The 24,887-nt window shown below is 61.5% G+C and carries 22 protein-coding genes; 12 read left to right on the top strand and 10 right to left on the bottom strand.

Annotated features, from left to right (window positions below; genetic code table 11):
• Window positions 1–13 precede the first annotated feature (13 nt).
• From mauD to ABVN21_RS12810, 4 genes are all read right to left on the bottom strand, one after another.
• Entirely contained in the window at window positions 14–640 is a 627-nt protein-coding gene (gene mauD, locus ABVN21_RS12825) for a methylamine dehydrogenase accessory protein MauD (protein ID WP_339555313.1), read from the bottom strand.
• Between the two features lie 5 nt (window positions 641–645).
• Complete coding sequence (locus ABVN21_RS12820) at window positions 646–1,185, bottom strand: MauE/DoxX family redox-associated membrane protein (protein ID WP_339555314.1); 540 nt, start codon at window positions 1,183–1,185, stop codon at window positions 646–648.
• A 13-nt stretch (window positions 1,186–1,198) separates the two neighbouring features.
• On the bottom strand, window positions 1,199–2,347 hold the full coding sequence (locus ABVN21_RS12815) for an amine dehydrogenase large subunit (RefSeq protein WP_339555315.1): 1,149 nt from the start codon (window positions 2,345–2,347) through the stop codon (window positions 1,199–1,201).
• Window positions 2,348–2,641: 294 nt separating this feature from the next.
• Entirely contained in the window at window positions 2,642–4,123 is a 1,482-nt protein-coding gene (locus tag ABVN21_RS12810; protein WP_339555316.1) for a PAS domain S-box protein, read from the bottom strand.
• A 397-nt stretch (window positions 4,124–4,520) separates the two neighbouring features.
• On the opposite strand from ABVN21_RS12810, the gene ABVN21_RS12805 reads away from it, so the two are divergent.
• From ABVN21_RS12805 to feaR, 9 genes are all read left to right on the top strand, one after another.
• Window positions 4,521–5,684 carry an acyl-CoA dehydrogenase family protein gene (locus ABVN21_RS12805; protein ID WP_339555317.1) on the top strand — a complete coding sequence of 388 codons (1,164 nt, stop codon included), beginning with the start codon at window positions 4,521–4,523 and terminating at the stop codon, window positions 5,682–5,684.
• A gap of 28 nt (window positions 5,685–5,712) precedes the next feature.
• Window positions 5,713–6,084: a hypothetical protein gene (locus tag ABVN21_RS12800; protein ID WP_034150260.1), complete on the top strand. Its 372-nt coding sequence runs from the start codon at window positions 5,713–5,715 to the stop codon at window positions 6,082–6,084.
• A gap of 3 nt (window positions 6,085–6,087) precedes the next feature.
• Window positions 6,088–6,558, top strand: a complete 471-nt coding sequence (locus ABVN21_RS12795) for a nuclear transport factor 2 family protein (protein WP_339555318.1) — start codon at window positions 6,088–6,090, stop codon at window positions 6,556–6,558.
• Complete coding sequence (locus ABVN21_RS12790; protein WP_339555319.1) at window positions 6,555–7,709, top strand: amidase; 1,155 nt, start codon at window positions 6,555–6,557, stop codon at window positions 7,707–7,709. The genes ABVN21_RS12795 and ABVN21_RS12790 overlap by 4 nt, the downstream gene beginning before the upstream one ends.
• Before the next feature lie 10 nt (window positions 7,710–7,719).
• Entirely contained in the window at window positions 7,720–9,003 is a 1,284-nt protein-coding gene (locus ABVN21_RS12785; protein ID WP_339555320.1) for an aromatic ring-hydroxylating dioxygenase subunit alpha, read from the top strand.
• Window positions 9,000–9,500, top strand: a complete 501-nt coding sequence (locus ABVN21_RS12780; RefSeq protein WP_175379792.1) for an aromatic-ring-hydroxylating dioxygenase subunit beta — start codon at window positions 9,000–9,002, stop codon at window positions 9,498–9,500. Before ABVN21_RS12785 ends, ABVN21_RS12780 begins: the two co-directional genes overlap by 4 nt.
• Window positions 9,501–9,510: 10 nt before the next feature.
• Window positions 9,511–10,251, top strand: a complete 741-nt coding sequence (locus ABVN21_RS12775) for an SDR family NAD(P)-dependent oxidoreductase (protein WP_339555321.1) — start codon at window positions 9,511–9,513, stop codon at window positions 10,249–10,251.
• 164 nt (window positions 10,252–10,415) lie between these two features.
• Window positions 10,416–11,366 carry a PDR/VanB family oxidoreductase gene (locus ABVN21_RS12770; RefSeq protein ID WP_339556870.1) on the top strand — a complete coding sequence of 317 codons (951 nt, stop codon included), beginning with the start codon at window positions 10,416–10,418 and terminating at the stop codon, window positions 11,364–11,366.
• Window positions 11,367–11,517: 151 nt separating this feature from the next.
• Window positions 11,518–12,438 (top strand): transcriptional regulator FeaR, encoded by a 921-nt coding sequence (gene feaR, locus ABVN21_RS12765; RefSeq protein ID WP_339556869.1) that lies wholly within the window; start codon window positions 11,518–11,520, stop codon window positions 12,436–12,438.
• Window positions 12,439–13,438: 1,000 nt separating this feature from the next.
• Here the strand turns inward: feaR and ABVN21_RS12760 are convergent.
• Complete coding sequence (locus ABVN21_RS12760) at window positions 13,439–14,068, bottom strand: response regulator (RefSeq protein WP_034150252.1); 630 nt, start codon at window positions 14,066–14,068, stop codon at window positions 13,439–13,441.
• A gap of 261 nt (window positions 14,069–14,329) precedes the next feature.
• On the opposite strand from ABVN21_RS12760, the gene hpaC reads away from it, so the two are divergent.
• Window positions 14,330–14,842 carry a 4-hydroxyphenylacetate 3-monooxygenase, reductase component gene (gene hpaC, locus ABVN21_RS12755; RefSeq protein ID WP_034150251.1) on the top strand — a complete coding sequence of 171 codons (513 nt, stop codon included), beginning with the start codon at window positions 14,330–14,332 and terminating at the stop codon, window positions 14,840–14,842.
• 142 nt (window positions 14,843–14,984) lie between these two features.
• On the opposite strand, the gene ABVN21_RS12750 is transcribed toward hpaC, so the two are convergent.
• The 5 genes from ABVN21_RS12750 to ABVN21_RS12730 all read right to left on the bottom strand — a co-directional run bounded on the left by ABVN21_RS12750 (window position 14,985) and on the right by ABVN21_RS12730 (window position 22,417).
• Window positions 14,985–15,998: a phosphotransferase gene (locus tag ABVN21_RS12750; RefSeq protein ID WP_339556414.1), complete on the bottom strand. Its 1,014-nt coding sequence runs from the start codon at window positions 15,996–15,998 to the stop codon at window positions 14,985–14,987.
• Window positions 15,999–16,008: 10 nt separating this feature from the next.
• Window positions 16,009–17,289 carry an aspartate aminotransferase family protein gene (locus ABVN21_RS12745; protein ID WP_339556413.1) on the bottom strand — a complete coding sequence of 427 codons (1,281 nt, stop codon included), beginning with the start codon at window positions 17,287–17,289 and terminating at the stop codon, window positions 16,009–16,011.
• The gene (locus ABVN21_RS12740; RefSeq protein ID WP_339556412.1) at window positions 17,282–18,595 is read right to left on the bottom strand and encodes an amino acid permease; all 1,314 of its coding nucleotides are present in this window, start codon (window positions 18,593–18,595) and stop codon (window positions 17,282–17,284) included. The genes ABVN21_RS12745 and ABVN21_RS12740 overlap by 8 nt, the downstream gene beginning before the upstream one ends.
• 319 nt (window positions 18,596–18,914) lie before the next feature.
• A complete protein-coding gene (locus tag ABVN21_RS12735) occupies window positions 18,915–21,041 on the bottom strand; it encodes a methyl-accepting chemotaxis protein (protein WP_339556411.1) in 2,127 nt (708 codons plus the stop codon).
• A 53-nt stretch (window positions 21,042–21,094) separates the two neighbouring features.
• Window positions 21,095–22,417, bottom strand: a complete 1,323-nt coding sequence (locus tag ABVN21_RS12730) for a hypothetical protein (protein ID WP_339556410.1) — start codon at window positions 22,415–22,417, stop codon at window positions 21,095–21,097.
• A 437-nt stretch (window positions 22,418–22,854) separates the two neighbouring features.
• Between ABVN21_RS12730 and ABVN21_RS12725 the strand changes: the two genes are divergently transcribed.
• Together ABVN21_RS12725 and ABVN21_RS12720 are read left to right on the top strand one after the other, a co-directional pair.
• Window positions 22,855–23,244 carry a c-type cytochrome gene (locus ABVN21_RS12725; protein WP_339556409.1) on the top strand — a complete coding sequence of 130 codons (390 nt, stop codon included), beginning with the start codon at window positions 22,855–22,857 and terminating at the stop codon, window positions 23,242–23,244.
• 132 nt (window positions 23,245–23,376) lie between these two features.
• Window positions 23,377–24,867 carry an aldehyde dehydrogenase family protein gene (locus ABVN21_RS12720; protein WP_339556408.1) on the top strand — a complete coding sequence of 497 codons (1,491 nt, stop codon included), beginning with the start codon at window positions 23,377–23,379 and terminating at the stop codon, window positions 24,865–24,867.
• Window positions 24,868–24,887 lie beyond the last annotated feature (20 nt).

Here is a 24,887-nt window from a genome sequence, read left to right as displayed (position 1 = left end):
TCTCCCTGCCTTATCAGTGGCTATGGCCGTGGCTGTGGTCATGATCGTGGGTGTGCGGTTGGGCATTGAGGTATTGCTGCAGCGTGGCGTGCTTCAAATGCTCAACTTCAAACAGGCTGTCCAGGTGCTCGCGGGAGTTGACCAGGCCTTTGGCACGCAGGGTGCCGGACTTGTCGATCAGCGCCGCGTACGGCAGCTTGCCGATCTGGTAAGTCATGCCGACTTCCGGGCCGACCACGTAGGTGGCGTCTTCCAGTTTGTGCTCGCGGATCAGCGCTTGCTGGGCGTCCATGTCGCCATCGCTGACGAACACCACGTCGAGCGTCCCGGCCTGTTCCTTGGCGATGGATTTGATTGCCGGCAGTAGCGACTTGCAGATCGGGCAGGTCGGCGAGAGGAAGAACAGCAGTTGCGATTTTTCACCGGCATAACCGAAGTTCACCGGGCGACCCTTACGGTCGGCGGCAGTGATTTGCGGGGCGGCTTCGTTGACGGCCACGCCTTTGTCGACCATCAGTGCACCGGCCGGGGCCAGGCGACCGTGGAGCACGCCAATCTGACGAACCAGGCCCATGACGACAAACGCCACGGCCACCAGCAGTACCCAGAGCAGAACGTTGGAAACTATCAAGCCTTCCATTTTGATTACCTACCAATCAATTTGAGCAGAAGAGGGGAGTTCGCCAGCAGGCCATCGGCCGCGGCGTAGATGAGCAGTGCGACAGCGGCGGAAGCCACGGTCACGAAGCCATCGAACACAGTCATGTCACGGACAACCGGCGCCACGCTGGCCAGCAGCGCCACCGCTACGACAACGCTGTTGCGCAGCAGCAGGAGCGGGCGAAGTGGTTGCGCCTGATCCGGGCCCGCACAGCCGCAGTCGATGTCGCGACGACCGCGCCACAGGTTGATGCCGATAGCAGCGGCGTAAAGCGCCAACAGGCTGGCCGCGCTCAACGCAGCCCAGGTCCGGGTGACCGGAACCAGCAGCGCGAAAGCGATGGCCAGTTCCAGCAGCGGGATCAACCGGGCGCTAGGGCGGACCAGCGCATCGGGCAGCAGTTGGTAGTCCGCCAGCTGTTTGGCAAAGCGCGCCGGTGCCCGCACCTTGTGGGTCGCGGCACTGGCCAGCAGCGCCGAAATGGCGAGTGCGCTGGCAATGATGAAGATCGGATCTGATTGCATGGCCGAACCTCGTTTAGTAGCTCATGACCTGAGTCGCGGTCTTCGCGACTTTTGCCATGCTGCCGGTGTGCTTGTTGGTCTTGAGGTCGAAAATCTGCAAACCACCTTCAACGTCGGTGCCCAGCAACAGCGGCTTGTCGTCACCGGTGGCTTGCATGCTCCACACCGGTGCCGGGGCTTCCAGGGTGGCGATTTTCTTCATGGTCTTGAGGTCATAGGCCCAGATGAACGTGCTCGGGTCTTCCCACTTCATTGGTTCGTGGGCGTCGTGCATCAGCACGTACAAGCGGTTCAACTTCGGCGCGACGGCCATCAACTGCCAGCCGCCCGGTGCCCAGCCGGCTTTCTTCTCGGCATCGGTTACCAGCGACCAGCTCGGCAGGATTTTCGGTGTGTCACCGGAGAAATCCACGGCGCGCACGGTGCCAGTAGTGGTGGTGAAGTAGTAGGTGTCGCCGACGTTGACCGCGCGCTCAACCAGTTTCTCTGCGTTCGGGTCGAAGAATGGCGTGCGGTTGCGCGCAGTTTCCACGCCCTGATCGTTGAGGGTTACTACCTGCAGACTGCCATCGCCGCACAACGAGGCGAAACGACGATTGCCAACCGGGTAGTTGAGCACGCAGCCAGGAATCGAAATTTCCGAGGCGACGGCCTTGGTCTGGGTATCGACAACGGTCACCGAGGTCGACGGGGTGAAGTTGTAGACGTAGACAAAGCGATCATCGCCGCTGGTTTTCAGGCCGTAGCGCTGGGTCAGCGACTCGGCGCGCTTGTTCGGGATCAACACTTCCCAGGCCGGCGACAGGGTCGAGCTGTCCCACGCGGTCAGCACGTCGGTGCGGGTGCCACGGGTGCCACGGGAGTACCAGATGTCGGCGCTGTAGATCAGCTTGCCGTCATGGCTCAGGGTCGAAGGCGCGGCAAAACCGGTCGGGACCATGCCCAGCACGCGTTTTTGGTCGGGGTCGACGACGGTGACACGGCCGGCGACAAAACTGTCGAACTCGACGTCAACGACAAACGCCCGGTGCGGTTCCGCGGGGAATGCCAAGGTGGTCTGGCCGATGGTGTCGGCGGGCAGGTCCGCGCGGGCACTGTTCAAACCGAGTACAAGCAGGCTCAGGCCTAGCGCTGACTGTACGGAGATCCTGTTTGTTCGCATAAGGGGAACTTCCTGAATTGTTGGTAACGCGGATCGCGGGTGAGTGGGCAGATTCTGACGATTGAATAGTGCCTCGCCCGGCGAACGGGAGAATTGCTCTCTCTGCCAAGTGTTTGTGTGTCTGTGCCAGTGTCACTGGCACGTCATAAAACCGGAGAACGGGATCCCCTGTGGCGGGGGAGCTTGCTCCCGCTCGGCTGCGCAGCAGTCGTAAAACCGGGCGATTTGGTGTGTCTGGAAAAAATTGGGGGTCGCTTCGCTACCCGGCGGGAGCAAGCTCCCTCGCCACAGGATTCAGGCGGCAGGCGCGAGGGGAAGGGAGAAAGTAAACACGGCGCCACAGGGTTCCTGGTTCTGCGCCCAGATATCACCGCGATGCCGGCCGATGATGTTCTTGCACAACGCCAGGCCTATGCCGTTGCCGCTGACCTTGGACGAGAAAAAGCCATCGAATAGCTTCTCTTGTGCGTGCGCCTGAATACCGCGTCCGCAGTCTTCGATGCGCACCAGTGCCACGCCTTGGTCGGCGCTGGCGTGGATGCGCAATAAACGCCGTTTAAGCGGCAGATCGGCCATCTCTTCAATTGCATTGAAGGCCAGGTTGAGAATCACCTGACCGATCAGCACTTTCTCGCAACTCACCCGCAGCGGCTCCGACGAGGTGACGACTTCCACGCGCACTAGGCTCGGGTCGGCGCGCAGGCTGATGAAGTAGCGGGTTTCGCGCAGCAGCTCGTTGAGGTCGATCAGCTCTTCGCTTTGCTCCAGCTTCACCACGTATTCGCGCACACTCTTGATGATCACGGAGGCGTGTTCGATCTGCCGCACGGCATTTTGCAATCCCCACGCGACGCCTTGATCGGTGTCTGCCACGTTGCCGAGGCGAATCACCGCGCCTTCAATGAAGTTGCGGGTGGCGGCCAACGGCTGGCTCAGTTCATGGGCAATCGCCACGGCCATTTCACCCATGGCGTTGTAGCGCGCCAGGTATTCGAGTTTCTGCTCGCTCACCCGTCGCGCTTCTTCGGCTTGTACCTGCTCGGTGACATCGCGGAACAACAGCAGATGCCCGACCAGGTCGTCTTCAATTTCAATGTAGCGGCACGTCGCGTCATGCCAGCGCCACTCGCCATCCTGCCGTTGGACTTTGTAGTGCACGCTGAACGGCGAGTGCTCTGGCGTGACAATGGCCAGTTGCTGCAAAAGGCGCTGGCGCGACGAGTCATCGCACCACGCCAGGAAGTTCTTGCCGATCAGCTTGTGCGCCTCAGCGTTGAGCAAGTGCGTGGCGGAGTCGCTGATAAAGCGGATGTCCCCTTCGGGACCGAGCACGGCCACGCCTTCGGCCAGATCCTGCATGAATGCCTTCAGTCGACTTTCGAACCGCTTGAGGTCGCGCTTGACCTTGTCTTCCTTGGAAATGTCGCGGAACTGCACCATCAGCACATCGCGCCCTTCAAGGTGCACCAGCGTCGCCACCGCCTCGGAAAGAATCTCCACCCCTTGCTTGGAGCGATAACACCATTCGATGGCGCGCTGGCCCGTGCGCGCGGCGCCCTCCAGCCAACGCAAACCCACCGAACGCCGGTACTTCGGCGCATCGCGAGTCATGTCCGGGGCTTTGAGTGGCGTGAGTTCTTCCAGGGTAAAGCCCAGCGCCGACAGGGCGGCGGCGTTGGCCCAGAGAATTTCCTTGGTGTGCGCATCGTGAAGAATGATGCACAGCGGCATGGCTTCGATCAGCGCATAGAAGTCGTTCGGTTTTGGCAAATACATCGCACAGCCCTTGGCGGCAGAGGGTTCCGACCGGTGAAGTCAGAAGTATGGCTTTTTATACCCGCTCGCGCATGGGGACGCGCTCAGAGGTAACCGGGGGCGATCTAGGGGTTTTCTTTAGTTTGGGGGCTACACGCACCAATAGTTGCGCCGGGAAGCGGTTTTTACACTGGAGCCATCAACGCATCGGTCTCTACACGGCACTGTAATTGACCACATTTCTGTAGGCGCTGGCTTGCCAGCGATGACGGCCTTGAGAGCACCGCAGATTCTGCGGGCCTCATCGCCGGCAAGCCGGTTCCTACAGGCTTGGTCGCCGCAATTGCCTATGCGTATCAACAGTCGCCACGCCTCCAGCATGGTTGCGGCTTACAAATAATAAATGGAGAACTAGCCCATGCTGCGTTCCGCTGTCGCCGAAAAAGACCCTCTGACCGTCCCGGTCGAACCCATGGTCGATAGCTCTGCCTTTGCGCAAGTGCTGGACGAAGTGCGCCAACGTCGCGACGAGTTCGACGCGGGCTCCCACGTGCCTCGGGACATGATCGAGCGCTTCAAGCAGGTCGGCATCTACCGTGCCGCCACGCCGAAATGCTTCGGCGGTGACGCCCTGGCACCGCACCTGTTCCTGCAAATGATCGAACGCATCTCCGAAGCCGACGGTTCGGCGGGCTGGGTGGCCAGTTTCGGCAGCGCCGGTGTCTACCTGGCGGCTTTACCACGGGAAACCCTGGCCGAACTCTATGCTGATAGCCCGGACCTGGTGTTCGCCGGCGGCTTGTTTCCGCTGCAACCGGCGGAGGCGGTAGAAGGCGGCTATCAGGTCAACGGCACCTGGAAATTCGCCAGCGGCTGTAAAGGCGCGGACCTGCTTGGTGTCGGCATCGGCGCTGCGGGCGGCAAGCCACGCACCGCCGTGTTCCGCCCGGAGCAGGTAGAGATCGTCGAAAACTGGGACGTGGTCGGCCTTAAAGGCACCGGCAGCCATGACCTGCGCGTGAGTGACAAGCGTGTCGACGAACGCTGGACCTTCATTCGCGGCGGGGCTGCGACCATCGACGAGCCGCTGTTCCGCTACCCATCGATTGCCTACGCTGCGCAAGTGCTGGCGGTGGTTAACCTGGGTCTGGCCCGCGCTGCCCTTGATGAAATCAGCCGCATGGCTGGCGGCAGTGGCATCACCGGCGCGCCGAAACTGTCCGATCGCGCTTACGTACGCATCGAAATCGCCAAGGCTGAAGCCAAGCTCGCTGCTGCACGTGGGTTCTTCTACAGCGCCACCGAACAGGTATGGAACTCGATCGTCGCCGGCAATCCGGTGACGCCAGAGCAAACCAGCCTGCTGCGTCTGTCCGCCATCCACGTGTCCCAAGCCGGTGCCGAAGTGGTGCAAAGCGCCTACAGCCTCGCCGGAACCACCGCCATTTACCTGCGCCATCCGCTGCAACGCTACCTGCGTGATTCGATGGTGGTGACCCAGCACGCCTTCCTCAGTGAAGGGCTGTATGACGGCGCTGGCTCGGTGTTCCTCGGCGTACCGCCGTTCCCGGGCTACATCTGAATTCTCTATTTCAAAAGGATCAACACTCATGACCCAGACCACTCAAGAACCGTTGCGCGTCGTCTTCTGCATCGGCATCACCCAGAACTTTTTCGACCTGCCGACCGGCGAAGGCCTGAGCGTCTGGAAAGGTTTCAGCCAGATGATGGGCGACCTCGGCGCGATGCCCGGCATCACCGTGCTCGGCGCGATGGATGACGACCGTTTGATGGTTGGCCCGTCCACCACATCGCCGTGGACCGTGTACATCATGGCCGACGTCGACTGCCACCAGTCGGTGATCGACGCCTGCAACCTGTTCCGCACCACGCCGGTTGGCCAGTACAGCCTGTGGCGCTACGCCAAGATCGAAGCGCGCATCGGTCGCCCGCTGACCATCCCTGACGCGGCCAAGGTGTAAGCCATGGACCAGGCCTTGCTGCAGCGTCTGGCGACGCTCGAAGGGGAGAGTGCAGTGCGTCGCCTGATGGCGCGCTACATGGACCTGTGCGATGTGCCGCGGGCGCCGGTTGAAGTCAGCGAGTTGGCTCGGTTGTTTACCGAAAATGCGCTCTGGGAAGGCCTGGGCACTACCACCGCGCAGACGTTTGGCCAGCATCGTGGACGTGACGCGGTGGCCGCATTTGTCGGTGGTTACCTGCCGCCGTCGGACCACTTCAAGCTGAACCTGCATTACCTCACCAGCGAGTCGATCGTGGTCGCCGGCGGCACGGCGCAAGGGCAGTGGATCATGCAGCAGATTTCCACCTACGCCGATGGCCGCAACGAGTTGTTCGGCACGCGCCTGAACATCGACTTCCGCTGTGTCGACGATGTCTGGCTGATCGCGCATTTCCGCACGCAACGGCTGTTCAATACGGAGCTGAATGCATGAGTACTTTCATCAGCGAATTTCTGCTCGGTGGCAGCGGCAAACGCGTCGCCATCAAAGATTCCATCGACATCGCCGGCCATCCGACCCGTTCGGGCAGCCGCGCGTTTGCCGATGCCCCCGCAGCCAGCAAAAACGCCGAAGTGGTCGACTCGATCCTCAGCGCTGGCTGGCAGATTGTCGGCAAGACCAACCTGCATGAACTGGCCTTCGGCGTCACCGGTATCAACGACTGGACCGGTACGCCGATCAACCCGCAAGCGCCTGATCGGGTGCCGGGCGGGTCGTCCAGCGGTTCGGCATCGGCGGTCGCGGCGGGTCTGGCGGATATCGCCATCGGCACCGACACCGGTGGTTCGGTGCGGGTGCCGGCGGCGTGCTGCGGGGTTGCCGGATTGAAGCCGACTTACGGGCGCGTCAGCCGTGTCGGCGCGCATCCGCTGGAATCGAGCCTCGATTGCGTCGGGCCGTTCGCCAGATCCATGGACGACCTGATCGAGGCGATGCAAGTGATTTGCCCAGGCTTCGCAGTGCAGGGCTTGCCAGGTGACGGCGCCAAGGTGGCCTTCCTCGAAGTGGCTTGCGATCCGCATCTGCAAGCCAGCCTCGGTGCCGCTGCCGACCGCGCCGGATGGCGTCGTAGCAGCCTGCACCTGAGCGAGTTCGAAGCGGCCTTCGCTGCCGGTTTGACCGTGATCAATTTCGAAAACTGGGCCGCGTTCGGTCACCTGACCGGCAAGGGCCTGATCGGTTCGGATGTGGAAACACGTTTGCTCGCGGCCAGCCGCACCACACGCGAAGAGTTGGCCTTGGCCGAATCCGTGCGCGCGCGCTTCACGCAACAGGTGGATGCGGCGCTGGAAGACTTCGCCGTGTTGCTGCTGCCGACGTTGCCGACCTTGCCGCCAACCCTCAGCGAAGCCCGCGCCGGCAGCAAAGCCGTGGCCGGCATGACTCCGCTGGTACGGCCTTTCAACCTCAGCGGCCACCCGGCGCTGACGGTGCCGGTGGAACTCGATTGCGGTGGGCTGAAAGTCGGCCTGCAAATCGTCGGCGGTAAAGGACAGGACGAATTGGTCTGCGCCTTCGGGGCGCAGTTGCAACAAAGCATGGCCGGTGAACGGTCGACCCCAAATCATAAAAAGAAAGCATGAGGAGGACCGTATGAGTACTCATGAAAACCGTCTGATCGCCACATCGCGCAGCATGGACCAACTGGTCCAGCACGACCGCGTTGATGTCTCGCTGTACAACGATCCGGCGCTGTTCGAAGCCGAGCTCGAGAAGATTTTCTACCGCACCTGGGTGTGGGTTGCCCACGAAAGCGAAGTGCGCAACAGCGGCGACTTCAAGACCGCCACCATTGGCCGTCGCCCGGTGATCGTTGTTCGCGACAAGAAGAACAACATCAACGTGCTGGAAAACCGTTGCCGCCACCGTGGCGCCACCGTGTGCGAAAAGCACAAGGGCAACGCCACCGGTTTCACCTGCCCGTACCACAGCTGGTCCTATGGCCTGGACGGTAAATTGCGTGCGCTGCCGTATCCGGATGGCTACGAAGGCATCCTGGAAAAGTCCGAGCTGCCGCTGACCAGCCTGCGCGTTGAAAGCTACGCCGGCATGGTTTTCGCAAGCTACAACGACGAGATCGAGCCGCTGGAAGATTTCCTCGGCGGTGCGAAACACTGGATGGACCTGTTCATGAAGCAGGGCGCCGGTTACCCGATCAAAACCCAGGGCGAACACAAGTTCAGCTTCAAGGGCAACTGGAAGATCCAGCTGGAAAACACCACCGACGGTTACCACTTCCCGATCGTGCACAAGTCGTTCATGTCCTCGGTGGATGAAGAAACCTCGGAAATGCTCTCGTTCATGACCGACGAACAAGCCGTCACTCATTCCCTGGGCAATGGCCACAGCGTGATGGTGATGGTGCCGGAGCACGTCGATCTCGATCACGACGACGGCACCGAACAACTGCAAGAGCGCTTCGCTCACGTTACTGAAGAACTGTCGAAAACCATGCCGCCGGAACAGGTGCGCCGCATCGTGCGTTCGCTGCACGGCGCCGGGTTCAACCTGAACCTGTTCCCGAACATTGCGATGTCGATGTCGTTCTTCCGCGTATTGCGCCCTGTGTCGGTCACCGAAACCGAGATCCGCCACGTGGCCCTCGGCATGGACGGTGGCCCGGAAATCGCCAACCGCGAACGCATGCGCATTCACGAACACTTCCAGGGCCCGTTCGGTTTCGGCAGTCCTGACGACGCCGAAGCCTGGGACCGCGTGCAGCGCGGATCGTACGCCGGTGTCGATGCGCCAATCCTGGTCAACCGCGGACTGAACCGCGAAATCACCGCCGAAAACGGCGACAAGGTCAGCCACGCCACCGACGAGGGCGGCATGCGCGGAGCCTACGACATGTGGAAAAGGATGATGAGCCAATGAGCAATCACGACACCCTGAACGGTTTTTCCGGCCCGCTGGCCCAGGCCATCGAATTCATCTGGCGCGAAGCCGAACTGCTCGACCACAAGAACTACGCCGAATGGGCGACCTTGTGGAGCGAAAGCGGCAAGTACATCGTGCCGATCGACCCGGACACCGAGGACTTCGAAGCAACGCTGAACTACGCCTACGACGACGCGCGCATGCGTGACCTGCGCATCGAACGCCTGACCGCCGGCTACTCGCCGTCGGCGGTGGACGCGGCGAAAACCATTCGCACGGTCTCGCGTTTCCGTCTCGTGGAAGCGGCCGGCGACATCGTCGAAGTCAATTCGGCGCAGTTGCTGTACGCCTACAAGCGCGGCGTGCATACGCCGTTCGTGGCGGACCTGAATCACCGTATTCGTTTCACCGATGGCGTGCCGTCGCTGGAGCGAAAAGTGGTGCGGCTGATCAACTCCACCGACAGCCTGAGCGCGCTCGGCTTCCTTTTGTGAGGGCAACATCATGAGTCGAGTGGCCCTTGTAACAGGTGCCTCGCGTGGACTGGGCGAGTGCATCGCTCGTCGTCTGCACGCGGCGGGTTATCGCGTTGGCCTGGCCGATGTGCAACTGGATGGCGTGCAACGCCTCGCCCTGGAACTCGATAGCACTGGCGCCAGTGCCATCGCCATCGAGCTCGACGTGCGCAGCAAAGCGGCTTTCCAGCAGGCGCGTGACCTGCTTGCCGAGCGCTGGGGCGGCACCGACGTGCTGGTAAACAACGCCGGCGTGTCGAAAGTCGCGGCGCTGATGGACATCACGCCGGAAGAATTCGACGAGTCGATGGCGATCAACCTGCGCGGCACCTTTGTCGCTTGCCAGGTGTTCGGCGCGCATTTCGCCGAACGTGGCTTTGGTCGCATCGTCAACATCGCTTCCCTGGCCGGACAAAACGGCGGCACCGCCACCGGCGCGCATTACGCGGCGGCCAAGGGCGGCGTGGCGACACTGACCAAGGTCTTCGCCCGCGAACTGGCGCCGCAAGGCGTGACGGTTAACAGCATCTCGCCGGGCCCGCTGGACTTGCCAATCGTGCGTGAATCCGTCGCGCCGGAACGTCTTGAACAGATTCTGAAGATGATTCCGTCCGGCACTCTCGGCGATCCGTCGTTCATCGCCGACAGCGTGTTGCTGTTGATTGCCGACAACGCAACGTCCGTAACCGGCGCGTGCCTGGACGTCAATGGTGGCTTGTACATGCGCTGATATTGCGACCGGAAAATAACCGTGTAGGAGCCGGCTTGCTGGCGATGGCGTTTTCAAGGGCCTCATCGCCAGCAAGCCGGCTCCTACAGTGTGTCGTTCGCCATTTAGAACAGGGTACCCAAGGGTGCCGCGATAACAAAAAACAACAGTATTCAGGTGATGCCATGATGAAGGTGAAAATCGAAAGGATCGTCGAGGAAGCGCTGGATATCCGTTCCTTTCGCCTCGTGCGCAGTGACGGCCAGCCGCTCGACACCTATGAACCGGGTGCCCACGTCGACCTCACCGGTCCGACCGGCGTAACCCGCCAATATTCCCTGTGCAGCCCGCCGCAGGATCGCCGCGCCTACCTGGTGGCGGTGAAAAAAGAACCGCAATCGCGCGGTGGCTCGCTGGCGTTGCATGAGCAAGTCGAAGAGGGCATGGAACTGGAAATGGGGGCGCCGCGCAACCTGTTCCGCCTCGACCCGGCCGCCTCCGAACATGTGTTGTTCGCTGCCGGTATCGGCGTCACGCCGCTGCTGAGCATGGCCTATCGACTGGCGGAAAGCGGTCAGCCGTATCGCCTGCATTACTTCGCCCGTTCGGCGCAGTACGCCGCGTTTACCGAATTGCTGGCGACTAATTTTGCCGACCACGTGGAATTCCACTACGGCGTCGAACCGGGCGATCTGGATGGCGCGTTGAGCGAGTGCCTGGACCGCGCGGGCAATGCCGCCCACGTCTACACCTGTGGCCCGGCACCGTTCATGAACAAAGTGGTGGAAGTCGCCGCCCGCAGCCGTTCGGATGACGCCATTCACCTGGAACACTTCGCGGCGGACCCAGCGGCCAACAGCGCCCCGGCCGGCAGTTTCGAAGTGGAATTGGCCAGCTCCGGCGTGGTACTGCAAGTACCGGCCAATACCAGCCTGGTCGACGTGCTGCAGGCCCATGGTTGCGACATCGACACCGAGTGTCGCGAAGGCATCTGCGGCACTTGCATCGTCGAAGTGCTCGATGGCTTGCCGGAGCACCGCGACAACTGCCTTTCGAACAAGGAAAAAGCCTCCAACAAGCAGATTTGCGCCTGCGTTTCCCGCGCGCTTTCCGCTCGTCTGGTATTGGACATCTAAGCGCTTTCTTCACTGGAAAGCTGTCGCCGGAGCCTGTTGAATGGCGCCCGGCGACCATCGAGGGAGACGATGGGGGAAGACGAAACATTTTTACCGAGCCGCTCGACGAAGAGGCCGGCAAATAACAACAAACACGTGAGGCTTTGCGGACATGATTACTCCATCGGCGGTGCGCAATGAGGCGTTCGACAGTTGGCTGAGCCAGGTTAACCAGGCCTGCGGGCGTTTCGATGCCCGCGCGCTGGACACTGATTTTTATGGCGAGCTGGCGGAGTTCCGCAGCGGCGCGATCAAACTCAGCGTCGTCGACATGGCGCACGTGCACCTGTATCGCACCAGCAAGGACGTCAGCGTCAGCAGCGACGGCCATTACTACGCGGTGTTCCAGCTGCGCGGCAGTTCGCAACTGGAGCAGGGCGACAACCGGGCGCGCCTGGGCTGTGGCGACATTGCGCTGATCGACGCCAGTCGCCCGAGCGACATGACCTACAACGACGACTCCCGCCAGTTGTCGCTGATCATGCCGCGCCAGGTGGTGGAGCGTGGATCGCACTTCAATGCGGTCAATTGCGCCACGCGTATCGCGTCCAATAGTCCTCTGGCCGCGATGGCCAATCGTCTGGTGCTGGAAACCCGTCAGCAAGAGGGGTTGGACATGCAGGAAAGCGAAGCCGTGCTCGACGCTCTGGCCAGTCTGTTGTTGCCGGGGATCAGCGCCAGCGAGAACAACGGCGACGCCCATGAACGGCAATTCCGCAAAATCATCGCCTTCATTGATCAGCACATCAGCGACGAAGAACTCTGCCCCGAGATGATTGCCCGTGAGGTGGGAGTGTCGGTGCGCGGGTTGTACCGCATGTTCTCCAAGCGCGGCCTGGTGGTGGCGCAATACATCAAGCACCGGCGCCTGGACTTCTGCGCGGAAAACCTGCGCCGCAGCGATGTCGAGCAGAAACTCTCGGCGCTGTGTTACGCCTGGGGTTTCTCCGATTCCAGCTACTTCTCCTCGGCCTTCAAATCGCGCTTCGGCGTGTCACCCGGCGCCTACCGCAAGCGCTACAGCCAAATCTGACCCCGATCTACTGTAGGAGCTGGCTTGCCAGCGATGGCGGGGTGTCAGTCACCGGGGATGCTGGATGTGCCGGCCTCATCGCTGGCAAGCCAGCTCCTACAGGTACCAGCAGCGAATACCAACGCGGTATACGCCACAAACCCTTTGTAGGAGCTGGCTTGCCAGCGATGGCGGGGTGTCAGACACCGGGGATGCTGGATGTGCCGGCCGCATCGCTGGCAAGCCAGCTCCTACAGGTATCAGCAGCGAACACCAACGCTGTATACGCCACAAATCCTTTGTAGGAGCTGGCTTGCCAGCGATGGCGGGGTGTCAGTCACCGGGGATGCTGGATGTAGTGGCCGCATCGCTGGCAAGCCAGCTCCTACAGGTACCAGCAGCGAACACCAACGCTGTATACGCCACAAATCCTTTGTAGGAGCTGGCTTGCCAGCGATGGCGGGGTGTCAGTCATCGGGGATGCTGGATGTACCGGCCGCATCGCTGGCAAGCCAGCTCCTACAGGTATCAGCAGCGAACACTAACGCTTTATACGCCACAAATCCTTTGTAGGAGCTGGCTTGCCAGCGATGGCGGGGTGTCAGTCACCGGGGATGCTGGATGTGCCGGCCGCATCGCTGGCAAGCCAGCTCCTACAGGTACCAGCAGCGAACACCAGCGCTGTATACGCCACAAACCCTTTGTAGGAGCTGGCTTGCCAGCGATGGCGGGGTCTCAGTCACCGGGGATGCTGGATGTGGCGGCCTCATCGCTGGCAAGCCAGCTCCTACAGGTACCAGCAGCGAACACCAACGCTGTATACGCCACAAATCCTTTGTAGGAGCTGGCTTGCCAGCGATGGCGGGGTGTCAGTCACCGGGGATGCTGGATGTGCCGGCCTCATCGCTGGCAAGCCAGCTCCTACAGGTATTAGCAGCGAACACGAACGCGGTATACGCCACAAATCCTTTGTAGGAGCTGGCTTGCCAGCGATGGCGGCGTCATGACCGCCGCCAGTCACTCAGTGCCGCACCGGCTCTTCAGTCGGCAAATGCAGCACTTCGCGCACCAGCATGGCAATGCTGCTCACGCCCATTTTTTCCTTGATCTTGGTCCGGTGCACGTCAACGGTTTTCACGCTGATGTTCAGCTCCCGGGCGATCACTTTGCTCGCCTTGCCATCGATCACCAGCATCAGCACTTCCCGCTCCCGGCTGGTCAGCAGGGCGAGCTTGCCTTGCAGGTTCTGGCGCTGTTCCTGATCAGCCTGAGCGTGCACGGCGGTCTTTAGCGCGGCCTGGATGCGGTCGATCATCTGTTGCGGGTTGTAGGGCTTTTCGACGAAGTCCAGCGCGCCGTTCTTCATCGCCGTCACCGACATCGGAATGTCGCCATGGGCCGAGACGAAGATGGTCGGCAGCGTGCTGCCGCGCTGGTTGAGGATTTCCTGCAACTGAAAGCCGCTGGTTTCCGGCATGCGCACGTCCAGCACCAGGCAGGCGGGCTGTTTGGGGTCGTATTGGCTGAGGAATTCTTCGGCGCCGGCAAAGCACTGCGCCTGGACGCTGACGGACTCCAGCAACCAGGCCAATGAAGTGCGCAGGTCTTTGTCGTCGTCAACGATGTAAACAATCGGTTTGCGGGTTTCCATCAGGGCTGCCACGAGAATTTCTAATTGTTGTTATCGCACGCAAGCACGCGCGGCGGACATCGGCTCATCTTTTTCGAGCCAGTGTGCAGAATACCCACTGCAACGGGCCGTGACGATAAAGAAACCACCTAGTCGACTAGCGGAAAGCCAACCTTTGCATGGGGATCGTCAGAATGGTTGCGCGCGGCAACGGGCCTTAGTCTTGTTCCATCACCTACGGGCCGCATCAAAGCGGTCCTCCTGAAAGGAAGGGGCATCGACATGGCCGACCTGAGCCAGCAGCAAATCGACTTTCGCAACGCCATGGCGCAGCTGCCTGCTGCAGTGAACATCATCACCACCAATGGCCCCGGCGGTCGTTGCGGCATCACCGCGAGTGCGGTGTGCTCGGTGACCGATTCGCCGCCCACCGTGCTGGTGTGCGTCAACCGCAACAGCGCCACCCACGACGTGTTCCGCACTAACGGCCATTTGTGCGTCAACGTGTTGTGTGGCGAACAGGAAGAACTGGCCCGCCACTTCGCCGGCATGACCAAAGTGCCAATGGCCGAGCGTTTTGCCTGGGACCTGTGGGACGACGGCGCTGCCGATGTGCCGGTCTTGCGCGATGCCCTGGTGCAGCTGGAAGGACGGATCACCGAGTGCAAGGAAGTGGGTTCGCATTCAGTGATGTTTGTCGAGCTGACAAAAGTGGGCGTGCGCGAACCGCGTGACAGCCTGGTGTATTTCAACCGGTTATTTCATCGCCTCGAACATGCCGGGGCGCATTGCTGATACACCTGCTTTTGTAGGGTTGTGTTTGTGTTGAGGACATCTTGTAGCGAGGGAGCTTGCTCCCGCTCGACTGCGCAGCAGTCGCAAACCGGGGTCGCTTCGCAGCCCCGCGGGAGCAAGCTTTCTTGCCACAAAAGCGTTGTTACTGCTGTAAGTATTCGCGTGCTAACCGGCACGCCCGCTCAATCAACATCGGCGCCATTTCAATCGCCGTCGGTGTGCCCTGGCGGGTATGAATCCAGCCCAGGTACGTGGTGCCACGCAACATCAGAAACAACGCCAACGTTCGGTGATCCGCCTCGGTCAGCGGTTTGACCGCGTCGTACCCGGCCAGCAGCGCCGCTTTGATCTGCTCAAAACGCGGGTCGTCCAGGCAGAAATACAACGCCGTTGCCAGTTCGAACATGTGCCAGCCGAAACCGGCGTCGTCGAAGTCGATCAGGCGCAATTGCGGGCCTTCGATCAGTAGGTTCTCCGGCACCAGATCAGCGTGGATCATGCCGAAGTTACCCAGGTGCCGACCGTATTGACGCAAGTCACGGCGCGCCGTGCGCCGGGCCTGTTGCAGCAAATCCCGTTGTTCCTCGCTCAGCTGTTCCAGCTCCCAGAACCGCCCCCAGAACGGATTGGCGCCGATCAAACCTTCTTCATCCCAGGCGTGCCGGACAAACTCGTCCGGCTGCTGCCAGTCAGCCGAATGCAGGTGAATGCGCGCGGCAATTGCGCCGGCTTCGGCAAACAGAAAATCGATTTCCGTGTCGGCCTGCACGCCAGCCTCGGAGGTGCCGGCGGTGGCGCCCGGCAACCAGGCAAGCATGTCGACATGGCGTTCGCCAATCTCGGCATGGCTCACTTCGATCAAATGGCGCTCGTCCTGAGCGCGGATGATTTGCGGAACGGTGATACCTGCGCTGGCCAGTGCCTCCATCCATTGCAGTTCGGAACGCAGCGCCGCCTCGCAGTGGTAGCCGTTGCGATGGATGCGCAAGGCCACACGCTGGCCGTCCTGGCGGCGGGCGGAAAACACCGCGTTTTCGCGGAATTTGATCAGTTCGATCTCGGCGAATTCGCCCTCCCAATGTTGCAACGCATGGCGAGCCAGATCGTGCAGGCGGGCGACTTGCTGGTCGTGGTTCAAGGTATGAAATTCAGTCATGGCGAGGGCCTCAAATCGCGCTCAAGGCGCTGTCCAGGGTGTCAACGAACAGGTCGGCGTGTTCGCGGCTGAACACCAGCGGCGGACGCAGCTTCAGGATGTTGTCGCCGGCGCCGATCTTGCTGATCAGCACGCCGTTTTCGCGCATGTCGTTCACGACCTTGCGCGCTTCCAGCCCGGCGGGCTCCTTGCTGGCGCGGTCGCGCACCAGTTCCATGGCGAAGAACAAGCCTTTGCCGCGTACGTCGCCAATGATCGAGTGCTTGCCCGCCAGCACTTGCAGACGCCGCTGTACGTAAGCGCCGACGCTTTGCGCGTTGTGCAGTAGTTGTTGCTCTTCAATCACATCCAGCACCGCCATGCCGACCGCCGCCGCTACCGGCGAGCCGCCGAAGGTGTTGAAGTACATGGCGCTGCGACCGAACGACTCGACCAAGGCCTTGCGGGTGATCAGCCCCGCCAGCGGATAACCGTTACCCATCGGTTTGCCGAGGGTGACGATGTCCGGCACCACGCCGTGGGCCTGATGCCCCCACAGATGATCGCCAGTACGGCCGAAACCGGACTGCACTTCATCGGCGATGAACAAGCCACCCGCGGCGCGAATCAGCGCCGCCGCCTTGTTGACGAAACTCGCGGGTACTCGCGGCAAACCTTCGTTGGCGAACAGGGTGTCGATCAACAACGCCGCCGGGCGAATGCCCTGGGCCTGCATCGACGCTATGGCGGCGGCGATATTGGCCGCGTACTCCTCGGCCAATTGCGTCTCGCTGGTGCCGGCCGGTGCGTGGTACAGGCACGGAATCGGTACGGCGCGGGCATGGGCGGCGAAGGGCTCCGGCGAGGGCAGGGCGGTGGTGACTTCGGCCAGCGACGCGGAGTTGCCGTGGTAGTTGTAGTCACTGACGATGATGCCGGTGCCGCCGCTGGCGAAACGCGCCAGTCGCAGTGCCAGCTCATTGGCCTCGGTGCCGGTGCAGGTGAACATCACCGTATCCAGCGGCTGCGCGAACGTCGCGGTCAGGCGCTCGGCGTAGCGCACCACTTGCTCATCCAGGTAGCGGGTGTGGATGTTCAGTGTGCTGGCCTGCCGGTGCATGGCCTCGACCACGTGGGGGTTGCAGTGACCGACGCAGGGCACGTTGTTGTACACGTCCAGATAGCGACGCCCATCGACGTCGAACAACCAGACGCCTTCACCGCGCACCAGGTGCAAAGGTTTGTCATAGAACAGCGGCGATGCGCTGCCGAGTACACGGTGACGGCGTTGCAGCAGGGTGTCTTCAGGCATGGTCCGGAACCTCAGTGGCGGTGGTGCGACGGTTGCGCAGCAGAAAGTTGAAAATGCACAGGGTGAAGGTCACCGCGAGGGCGATCAGCATCATCATGTCGAGTTGGAAACAGGCGGCGATCACCACCAGCGTCAGGGCCAGGCCCAGCCAGGCAACCACTTTGCCGCCAGCCAGGGTGAACGGGCGTGGCAGGTCCGGTTGGCTGCTTTTGATGCGCAGGTACGCGCCGAAAATGAACAGGTAGCAAACGTTCAGGAGCAATACGACGGCGAGCATCACCGTGGCCGGGTCGACGGCGGACAGCGGCAAACCGACTGCACCGATCAGCAACAACGCCGGGTATGGCGTGCCACGTTTGCCGGTCTTGCCCAGCCACTGAGGAAACAATCCGTCGCGGGCCATGGCGAACAACTGCCGGGACGCGGCATAGATCAACGAAAAGAACGTGGCGATCAGGCCGAACACCGCGCCGCAGCCAATCACTTTGGCCAGCCACGAGCCGTCACCGAAGGCGCTGTTACTCGACATCGCCGCGTACAGCGGATCGCCAGCGCTACCGACCAGTTCAACGCCGCCGGCGCCAGGAGCGCAGACCAGCACCACCAAGGCTGTCACCAGCAGGGTGCCGACGGCGGCGAGAATCCCGCGTGGCATGGAACGCCCCGGCTCGTTGGCTTCTTCCGCCGCCGAGCCGGTTTGTTCAACGGTGATGAACAGCCAGATGGCGAACGGCACGCAGGCGAAAATGCCGCCCAGGCTCACGGGTGTTGCGACGTTGGCCGGCAATGTCAGCAGGTTGGCCAACTCGACATGGGGCGCCATCGCCACGCCGAAGGTCAGCAGGGCGACGACGGCAATGACACCGGCGATGAAGGTCAGGCCCATGGCCTCGCCGACGCCGCGCAGGTGGAAACCGATGATCACCGCGAACAGCGCAATCTTCACTGGCCAGCCGCCGAGGCCGAACATCGACTCGGTATAGGCGCAAATGAAGGTGGCTGCCGCGCCGGTGCCGATGGTCAATGCCAACGCACACGCCATGCCCACCAGATAACCCACGAACGGCCCGAACGCACTCTGCGCATAGACGAACACACCGCCGGCACTCGGCAATGCGGTCGACAATTCCGCCACACACAACGCCAGGCCGCCGCAGAGCAGCGCCATCAACAGCGTGGCGATCAGCATGTTCAACCAGCCACCGGCCATCAATCCGAAATTCCAGCCGGAAAACTGCCCGGCCACCACCAACGCAATTCCGAGGCCGGCAATCTTTGGCCAGCCCAACGCACTTTTTTTAAGCACAGAAGTCTCCCGCGACCCGAAGGCCGATTTATTGTTTTAGTGAGAAATGGAGGGGTTCAGCGATGCCCATCAGTTGGGGGCGCCTTCGATACTACGCGCGGGTGGCGGCGCGGCATGTTTGTGCGCATGCCATGTGGTTGGTTGTGGGTGCCAGATTTGGCGGGGTGTCAGGCGGCAAAGATGTTGAATGTGCTGGCCTCATCGCCAGCAGGCTGGCTCCTACAGGGGGATCTACGGTGAGCACAAGCTGTGTGCCTGGCAAAAATCCAATGTAGGAGCAAGCTTGCTCGCGATAGCGATGTAACAGGCACTCTCGGTGTCAGATCTTGAAGCTCCCCACCAGTTGATTAAGCCGCGCGGCTTGCTGCTCCAGTTCAGTACAAGCCCGCAACGTTGCCTGCAAATTTTCCACGCCTTGCAAGTTCAGCGTGTTGATCTGTGTGATGTCGACGTTCAACGCCTCAACCACTGCCGTCTGCTCCTCGGTAGCAGCGGCAACAGACTGGTTGACGTTGTCGATCTCGCCGATGCGTTGCGTCACGCTACCCAGGCGGGTGCCGGCGAGGTTGGCGATGTTGACGCTTTCTTCGCTGTGCTGTTGGCTTTCGGTCATGGTCGTGACCGAGTCGCGTGCACCGACTTGCAGTTCCTCGATCATCTGCTGAATCTCCAGCGCCGAGGTCTGGGTGCGCCCGGCCAGGCTGCGTACCTCGTCGGCCACCACGGCAAAACCACGACCGGCTTCACCGGCCCGCGCTGCTTCAATCGCGGCGTTGAGCGCCAACAGATTGGTTTGCTGCGAGATGCCCTTGATCACTTCGAGGATCTGCCCGATGTTCACGGTTTTGTCGTTGAGCACTTCGATGTTGGCGCACGACGCACTGATTTTGCCGGACAGTTCGTTCATCACCTCGATCGTGCGTTCCACCACTTGGCGGCCGTCCTCGGCCTGTTGCCGCGCGGCGGAAGCTTGCTGCGAAGCATCGGACGCGTTGTGGGCGATTTCCTGGGCGGCGGCGCCCAGTTGATTGATCGCGGCGGCGACGCTGTTGGTGCGGGTGGATTGATCGTCGAAATTGCTCAGGGACGAGTTTGACGCCTCCAGCACACGCCGCGCGCCCTCATTGACGCCGAGGGCGGCCGACGACACTTCACGAATCGACTGGTGAATGCGCTCGACGAAGCGGTTGAACGCGGTGGCCAACTGGCCGATTTCATCCCGTGACTGCACCGCCAGGCGCCGGGTCAGGTCGCCTTCGCCGAGGGAGATGTCCTCCATGACCCGGGTCAGTACTTGCAGCGGGCGGGTGATGCGCTGCGCGGTGTACCAGATCAACAGCAGGCCGAGCAGGGCGGAGCCGCCACCGAGCAGCAGTTCCAGCGCAGTGCTTTGCACACCCTGGGCGTCGAGTTCCTTTTGCAAGGTTGTGACCGGGGCCAGCAAGACTTCTTGCGGAACCCCCACCAGCACACCCCACGGCGCAGCGTCGGCAATCGGTGCCAACGGTTCGAGGACCTTGATTTGCTGCGGGTCGACGAACACCTTCGGCTGGCCTTGGCGCAAGGCGTCCATCACCTGGGGATTGTCCATCGGTTGACCGAGTCGGTTGACGTCCTGGCTGTTGGCGGAGATCACCCCGCGTGGACTGACGATACTGATTTGCCCGTGACCATCGAACAGTTGAAGTGCGCTGGTTTCACTGTTTTTTTGCAACGCGGCGAGGTTGATGTCGAGACCGACAACGGCGATGACCTTGCCGTTTTCCAGCAGCGGAAACGCAACGCTGGTCACCAGTTTGCGGCTGCCGGACGCCTCGTCGAAATAAGGCTCCAGAACGCAGGCCTGACGGATGTCGCGGGCGCAGGTGTAGAAGGCGTTGTAGGGCGCGCCGCTCGGTCCGGGCTCGGTGTTGGCGAGCAGGCCTTCGTCGCCGATCACCGCTTGCAGCTCACCAGGTTTGCTTTGCACCCAGTACAGCGAGAAGCGTCCCGTTTCGTTGCTGCCCAGGTCTGGCTTGTCGGCGAAACCGGCGTCGGCACCGTCCAGGGCGTCGGGCTCAAAAATGACGTAAAGCCCGAGCAGGTCGGGCTTGTCGATCAGTGCCTGATGAAGCTGGGTGCTCAGCTCCTGGCGCAGTTGTTGGCGGGTCAGATTGCCCTGGTGCTGGAGTTGCCTCAGGTAAAGCAAATAGCGTGATAACCCTTGGCCAAATTCATGGGTCTGCATGAAGGTGCGTTGCACCTGCATGGCCTGCACTTTACCCAGGGCCTGCATGTGTTCCTTGGCGGCGTTGGCGAGCATTTCGCTGCTGGCCTGGGCCACCTGCTGGCTGCTCTGGTGAGTCTGGTAGAGCGACAATCCCATCAGCAGACCCACCACCAACAGCAGGCAGAGGCCGGCGAGCAGGGCGATCTTGCTCTGGATCGAGAGGAATGTTTTGCGCATTGGAAAGGCCTTTTTCCAAAGGGGCAGTGGATGCGCCACTGCCCCGGTCGGGCTTAGAAAGTGGTGGCGAAAACCACTTGGCTGTAGAGGTTTTTGTCGTTGTTGCCCAACTGCGTGCCACCCTGGTCAGCGCTCTTGTCCGGCTGGAACAGACCGATCAGCGGCATCACCATCAGGTGGTCGTTGACGTGCCATTCGGCATACAGGTCGACTTCGTGACCGTCGGTGTTGCCGAGGTTGCGGTCGATGGTGTCGAAGTTGAAATACATCGCGCCGACGCTCAGGTTCTCCAGCGGTGCGACGCTGAATTTGACCTGCTGGATGCGCGAGTTGGTGTTGAACGGGCCGGCATAGTTACCCGCCACTTCACCCTGGAACCAGGTACCGAAGCCGCGACTGAACCCGTAGAACAGCGTGTCGTAGTTTTCCGAGAAACGGCTGTAGCGGTAGCTGACATACGGCGACCAGGCCACATCGGAGAAGGTCCAGCCGGCTTCCAGGTACCAGGCGTCTTCGCTGTCGGTATGGGGTTTGTCCTGTTTGGCGTATTCACCGGAGAGGAACAGGTCTTTCACCCCGGCATTGCCGGTGGCGCGCAGGCTGTAAGTCTTCATGCCGTCGCGTTCAAGTTGAATCGGCGAGGCGTACTGCTCGTCGATGTCGGTGGTGCCGATGTAGGTCAAGCCGACGGTACCGGCTTCGGACACATGCTCCAGGGTGCCCGCGTACATTTCGGTCATGGCCTGGGCGCGGTTGTTGGATTTCAACCACATCAGGTCGCTGCGCCAGCCTTCCTTGCCGCCAATGCGCAACACGGCGGTCTCGTCGAAGGCCTTGCGCGCCGCCAGCCAGTAGGCGCCGCCACGGTTGAACTCGCCGTCGGCCAGGCCTTTGCCCAGGTTCAGCGCGTCGCCGTTAATCAGGAAGCCGTCGCCGATCATGATGTTCTGGCGACCGAACGACAGGTCAATGCCGTCGGTCCCCAGCACCGGGAACAGGTCGGCCGAACGCCAGCCGAGGTAAGCATCTTCGAACTTGGTGGTGCGTTCCGAACCGTCGCTGAAACCGGCGGCATCGCCATCGCCCCACGTTCCGGAGCTGAGCATGTTCGCCGCGCCGTAAGCGGTGCCGACCCCGGCCAGGCCTTGGTCGAAGCTCAGACCGTACTTGATATAGCCTTCACGCCACGACGAGGAACCTTCATCGAGACGGCCCGACAGGGCGTAGTTTTCCTGGCTGTGGAAAATGCCGAAAACCGCTTCCAGAGTGGCGTTCAGGTGACTGTCGTCGTCGGCGTAGAGCTCATAAGCTCCGGCCTGACCTGCGCTGATCATCAGCGCGAGAGTCGAGAGGCGAAGCAAGGGGGACTTAAGCATGGCGTGACATCCGTTCTTGTTCTTGAGCGCAGGTTTGCGGTCTTTTTAGATACTAAGGAACAGATGTCTTTCGCCCTTTTGCCTGTTTGCCAAAGAGTTGGTTGTGCATGCCAGATTGCATGGCCAAGTGATAGCGTTGAGGTTTCTAACGCCCTCCTAAAGCAGGAGCCGGCTTGCTGGCGATATTGCTTTCATGCCTAGCGCCGGGCTCACGGCCGCCATCGCTGGCAAGCCAGCTCCTACGGTTTTGTGCGGTGTGGGTATCGGTCTTCTGGTGAATTGGCAGAACCGCCAACACAACTGGCACGCAGGGCAAACCCTGCGGGTCACCGACCACCGACAATCCTTGCCAACCCTGCCGGGGTACCCATGCTCCGGCAGTTTTTGTGTTGGCGTTCGTCTGCTGACGAGCACGTGGATTTTCAAGGTCGTTTCTTATGTTCACTTCCCTGCGATTGCCCCTCATCGGTTTGTTGTCCTTCACCCTGGCGCAAGCCGCGCTGGCTGCCGATTGCGCACCGGTCAAGAACCGTGGCGCCGAGCTGTTCGCCAACGAGTGCGGGGTCTGTCATGCGGTGACTAAAGGCACGGCCGGCATGATGGGGCCGAACCTGGCCGGTGTGGTCGGGCGCAAGTCCGGTTCGCTGGAAGGCTTCAACTACTCGCAAGCCATGCGTAACAAGAACATCGATTGGCAAGCCGAGAACATCGCACAGCTCATCACCCAGCCCCAGGCCTTCGTTCCCGGCACTTACATGCCTTACATGGGCATGGCTTCCGCGGACGATCGCGAGGCGGTCGTGTGCTTTCTCAAAGAACAACAATAAGCGGCCGATTGACGGCTGACACACTAACCAACCCCTGTAGGAGCTGGCTTGCCAGCGATAGCGGCCTCAAGCCTTGCACCGTTCATAAAGACGCCAGCAAGCCGGCTCCCACATTTGAATGAAAGGTGATTTATGAGCAACGTTGAAATACTGCCGCAGGTTGCTGCATTCATCGGCCGCCGCCACGGCTGCTTCATTGACGGTCAGTGGGTGTTTGCCGAAGGCGAAAGCATTGCCGTGGTGAACCCGGCAACCGGGCAAACCCTTTGCGAAACCCTCGACGCGCCACTGGAAATCGTCGAGCAAGCGGTGCAGTCGTCGCACAAGGCTTTCAAATCCGGCGTCTGGTCGGCACTGCGCCCGGCAGACCGCGAGCGCATCCTGTTGAACTTCACCCGACTGGTGGAAGAGCACGCCGAAGAACTGGCGCAACTGGAAACCCTGAGCCAGGGCAAGTCGATCAACATGGCTCGCGGGCTGGATCTGAACGCCACCGTGGAATTCATGCGCTACATGTCTGGCTGGGCGACCAAGATCGAAGGGCAGACCTTTGATGTGTCGATCCCGATGCCGCCAGGCGCCAAGTTCACCGCGTTCACCAAGCGTGAGCCGGTGGGCGTGGTGGTCGGTATCGTACCGTGGAACTTCCCCCTGCTGATTGCTGCCTGGAAGCTGATGCCGGCACTGGCCACCGGCTGCACGGTGATCATCAAACCGGCGATGGAAACCCCGTTGACTGCGATGCGCCTGGCGGAACTGGCCCTCGAAGCAGGCATCCCGGCGGGTGTGTTCAACGTCGTGACCGGTGGCGGTGCTTCGGTTGGCGGTGTGCTGACCAAGCATCCGCTGGTGAGCAAAGTCTCGTTCACCGGCTCCACCGCCGTCGGCAAAAGCGTCGGCGTGGCCTGCATGGAAAACATGACGCGCTTCTCCCTGGAGCTGGGCGGCAAGAACCCGATGATCGTGCTCGCCGATGCCGACATCGAAAAAGCCGTACAAGGCGCGATCCTTGGTGGCCTGCTGAACAACGGACAAGTCTGCGCAGCGGCTTCGCGCTTCTACGTGCATCGTTCGATCCACGACAAGTTTGTCGAAGCCCTGGCAGCGGCCGTCTCGGCGATGCCGATTGGCGCGGGCATGAACGGCGACGCGGCGATCAACCCGCTGGTGTCGCGCAAGCAGCAACAGAGCGTGCTCAAGCACATTGAGCTGGCCCGTCAGGAAGGCGCGCGCGTGGTGTCGGGTGGTGAGCTGGTGGAAGGCGACGGCTTCTTCGTCCAGCCGACCATCCTCGCCGATATCGACCACAGCATGGCCGTGGCCCGCGAAGAAGTCTTCGGCCCGGTGCTGGGTGTGATGCCGTTTGATGACGAAGATGCCGTTATCGAACTGGCCAACGACAACCGCTACGGCCTGGCCGCCAGCCTGTGGACCAATGACCTCGGCAAAGCCATGAACCTGGTACCGCGCATCGAGGCCGGTACAGTCTGGGTCAACGCCCACGTGCTGCTTGACCCGGCGATGCCGTTCGGCGGCGTCAAGCAATCGGGCATGGGGCGCGAGTTCGGTCGCGCGGTGATCGAGGCTTACACCGAGCTGAAATCGGTGTGCATCGCGCATTGATGCAGTGACTGCCCACCACG

It is taken from the genome of Pseudomonas sp. MYb327 (assembly GCF_040438925.1).
Lineage (GTDB): Bacteria > Pseudomonadota > Gammaproteobacteria > Pseudomonadales > Pseudomonadaceae > Aquipseudomonas.
This window is presented reverse-complemented; position numbering and strand designations above follow the sequence as displayed.

Bases quoted from the DNA above. Each gene is read 5' to 3' on its own strand.
- mauD (WP_339555313.1), bottom strand. From the start codon at position 640: ATGGAAGGCTTGATAGTTTCCAACGTTCTGCTCTGGGTACTGCTGGTG.
- ABVN21_RS12820 (WP_339555314.1), bottom strand. From the start codon at position 1,185: ATGCAATCAGATCCGATCTTCATCATTGCCAGCGCACTCGCCATTTCG.
- ABVN21_RS12815 (WP_339555315.1), bottom strand. From the start codon at position 2,347: ATGCGAACAAACAGGATCTCCGTACAGTCAGCGCTAGGCCTGAGCCTG.
- ABVN21_RS12810 (WP_339555316.1), bottom strand. From the start codon at position 4,123: ATGTATTTGCCAAAACCGAACGACTTCTATGCGCTGATCGAAGCCATG.
- ABVN21_RS12805 (WP_339555317.1), top strand. From the start codon at position 4,521: ATGCTGCGTTCCGCTGTCGCCGAAAAAGACCCTCTGACCGTCCCGGTC.
- ABVN21_RS12800 (WP_034150260.1), top strand. From the start codon at position 5,713: ATGACCCAGACCACTCAAGAACCGTTGCGCGTCGTCTTCTGCATCGGC.
- ABVN21_RS12795 (WP_339555318.1), top strand. From the start codon at position 6,088: ATGGACCAGGCCTTGCTGCAGCGTCTGGCGACGCTCGAAGGGGAGAGT.
- ABVN21_RS12790 (WP_339555319.1), top strand. From the start codon at position 6,555: ATGAGTACTTTCATCAGCGAATTTCTGCTCGGTGGCAGCGGCAAACGC.
- ABVN21_RS12785 (WP_339555320.1), top strand. From the start codon at position 7,720: ATGAGTACTCATGAAAACCGTCTGATCGCCACATCGCGCAGCATGGAC.
- ABVN21_RS12780 (WP_175379792.1), top strand. From the start codon at position 9,000: ATGAGCAATCACGACACCCTGAACGGTTTTTCCGGCCCGCTGGCCCAG.
- ABVN21_RS12775 (WP_339555321.1), top strand. From the start codon at position 9,511: ATGAGTCGAGTGGCCCTTGTAACAGGTGCCTCGCGTGGACTGGGCGAG.
- ABVN21_RS12770 (WP_339556870.1), top strand. From the start codon at position 10,416: ATGATGAAGGTGAAAATCGAAAGGATCGTCGAGGAAGCGCTGGATATC.
- feaR (WP_339556869.1), top strand. From the start codon at position 11,518: ATGATTACTCCATCGGCGGTGCGCAATGAGGCGTTCGACAGTTGGCTG.
- ABVN21_RS12760 (WP_034150252.1), bottom strand. From the start codon at position 14,068: ATGGAAACCCGCAAACCGATTGTTTACATCGTTGACGACGACAAAGAC.
- hpaC (WP_034150251.1), top strand. From the start codon at position 14,330: ATGGCCGACCTGAGCCAGCAGCAAATCGACTTTCGCAACGCCATGGCG.
- ABVN21_RS12750 (WP_339556414.1), bottom strand. From the start codon at position 15,998: ATGACTGAATTTCATACCTTGAACCACGACCAGCAAGTCGCCCGCCTG.
- ABVN21_RS12745 (WP_339556413.1), bottom strand. From the start codon at position 17,289: ATGCCTGAAGACACCCTGCTGCAACGCCGTCACCGTGTACTCGGCAGC.
- ABVN21_RS12735 (WP_339556411.1), bottom strand. From the start codon at position 21,041: ATGCGCAAAACATTCCTCTCGATCCAGAGCAAGATCGCCCTGCTCGCC.
- ABVN21_RS12730 (WP_339556410.1), bottom strand. From the start codon at position 22,417: ATGCTTAAGTCCCCCTTGCTTCGCCTCTCGACTCTCGCGCTGATGATC.
- ABVN21_RS12725 (WP_339556409.1), top strand. From the start codon at position 22,855: ATGTTCACTTCCCTGCGATTGCCCCTCATCGGTTTGTTGTCCTTCACC.
- ABVN21_RS12720 (WP_339556408.1), top strand. From the start codon at position 23,377: ATGAGCAACGTTGAAATACTGCCGCAGGTTGCTGCATTCATCGGCCGC.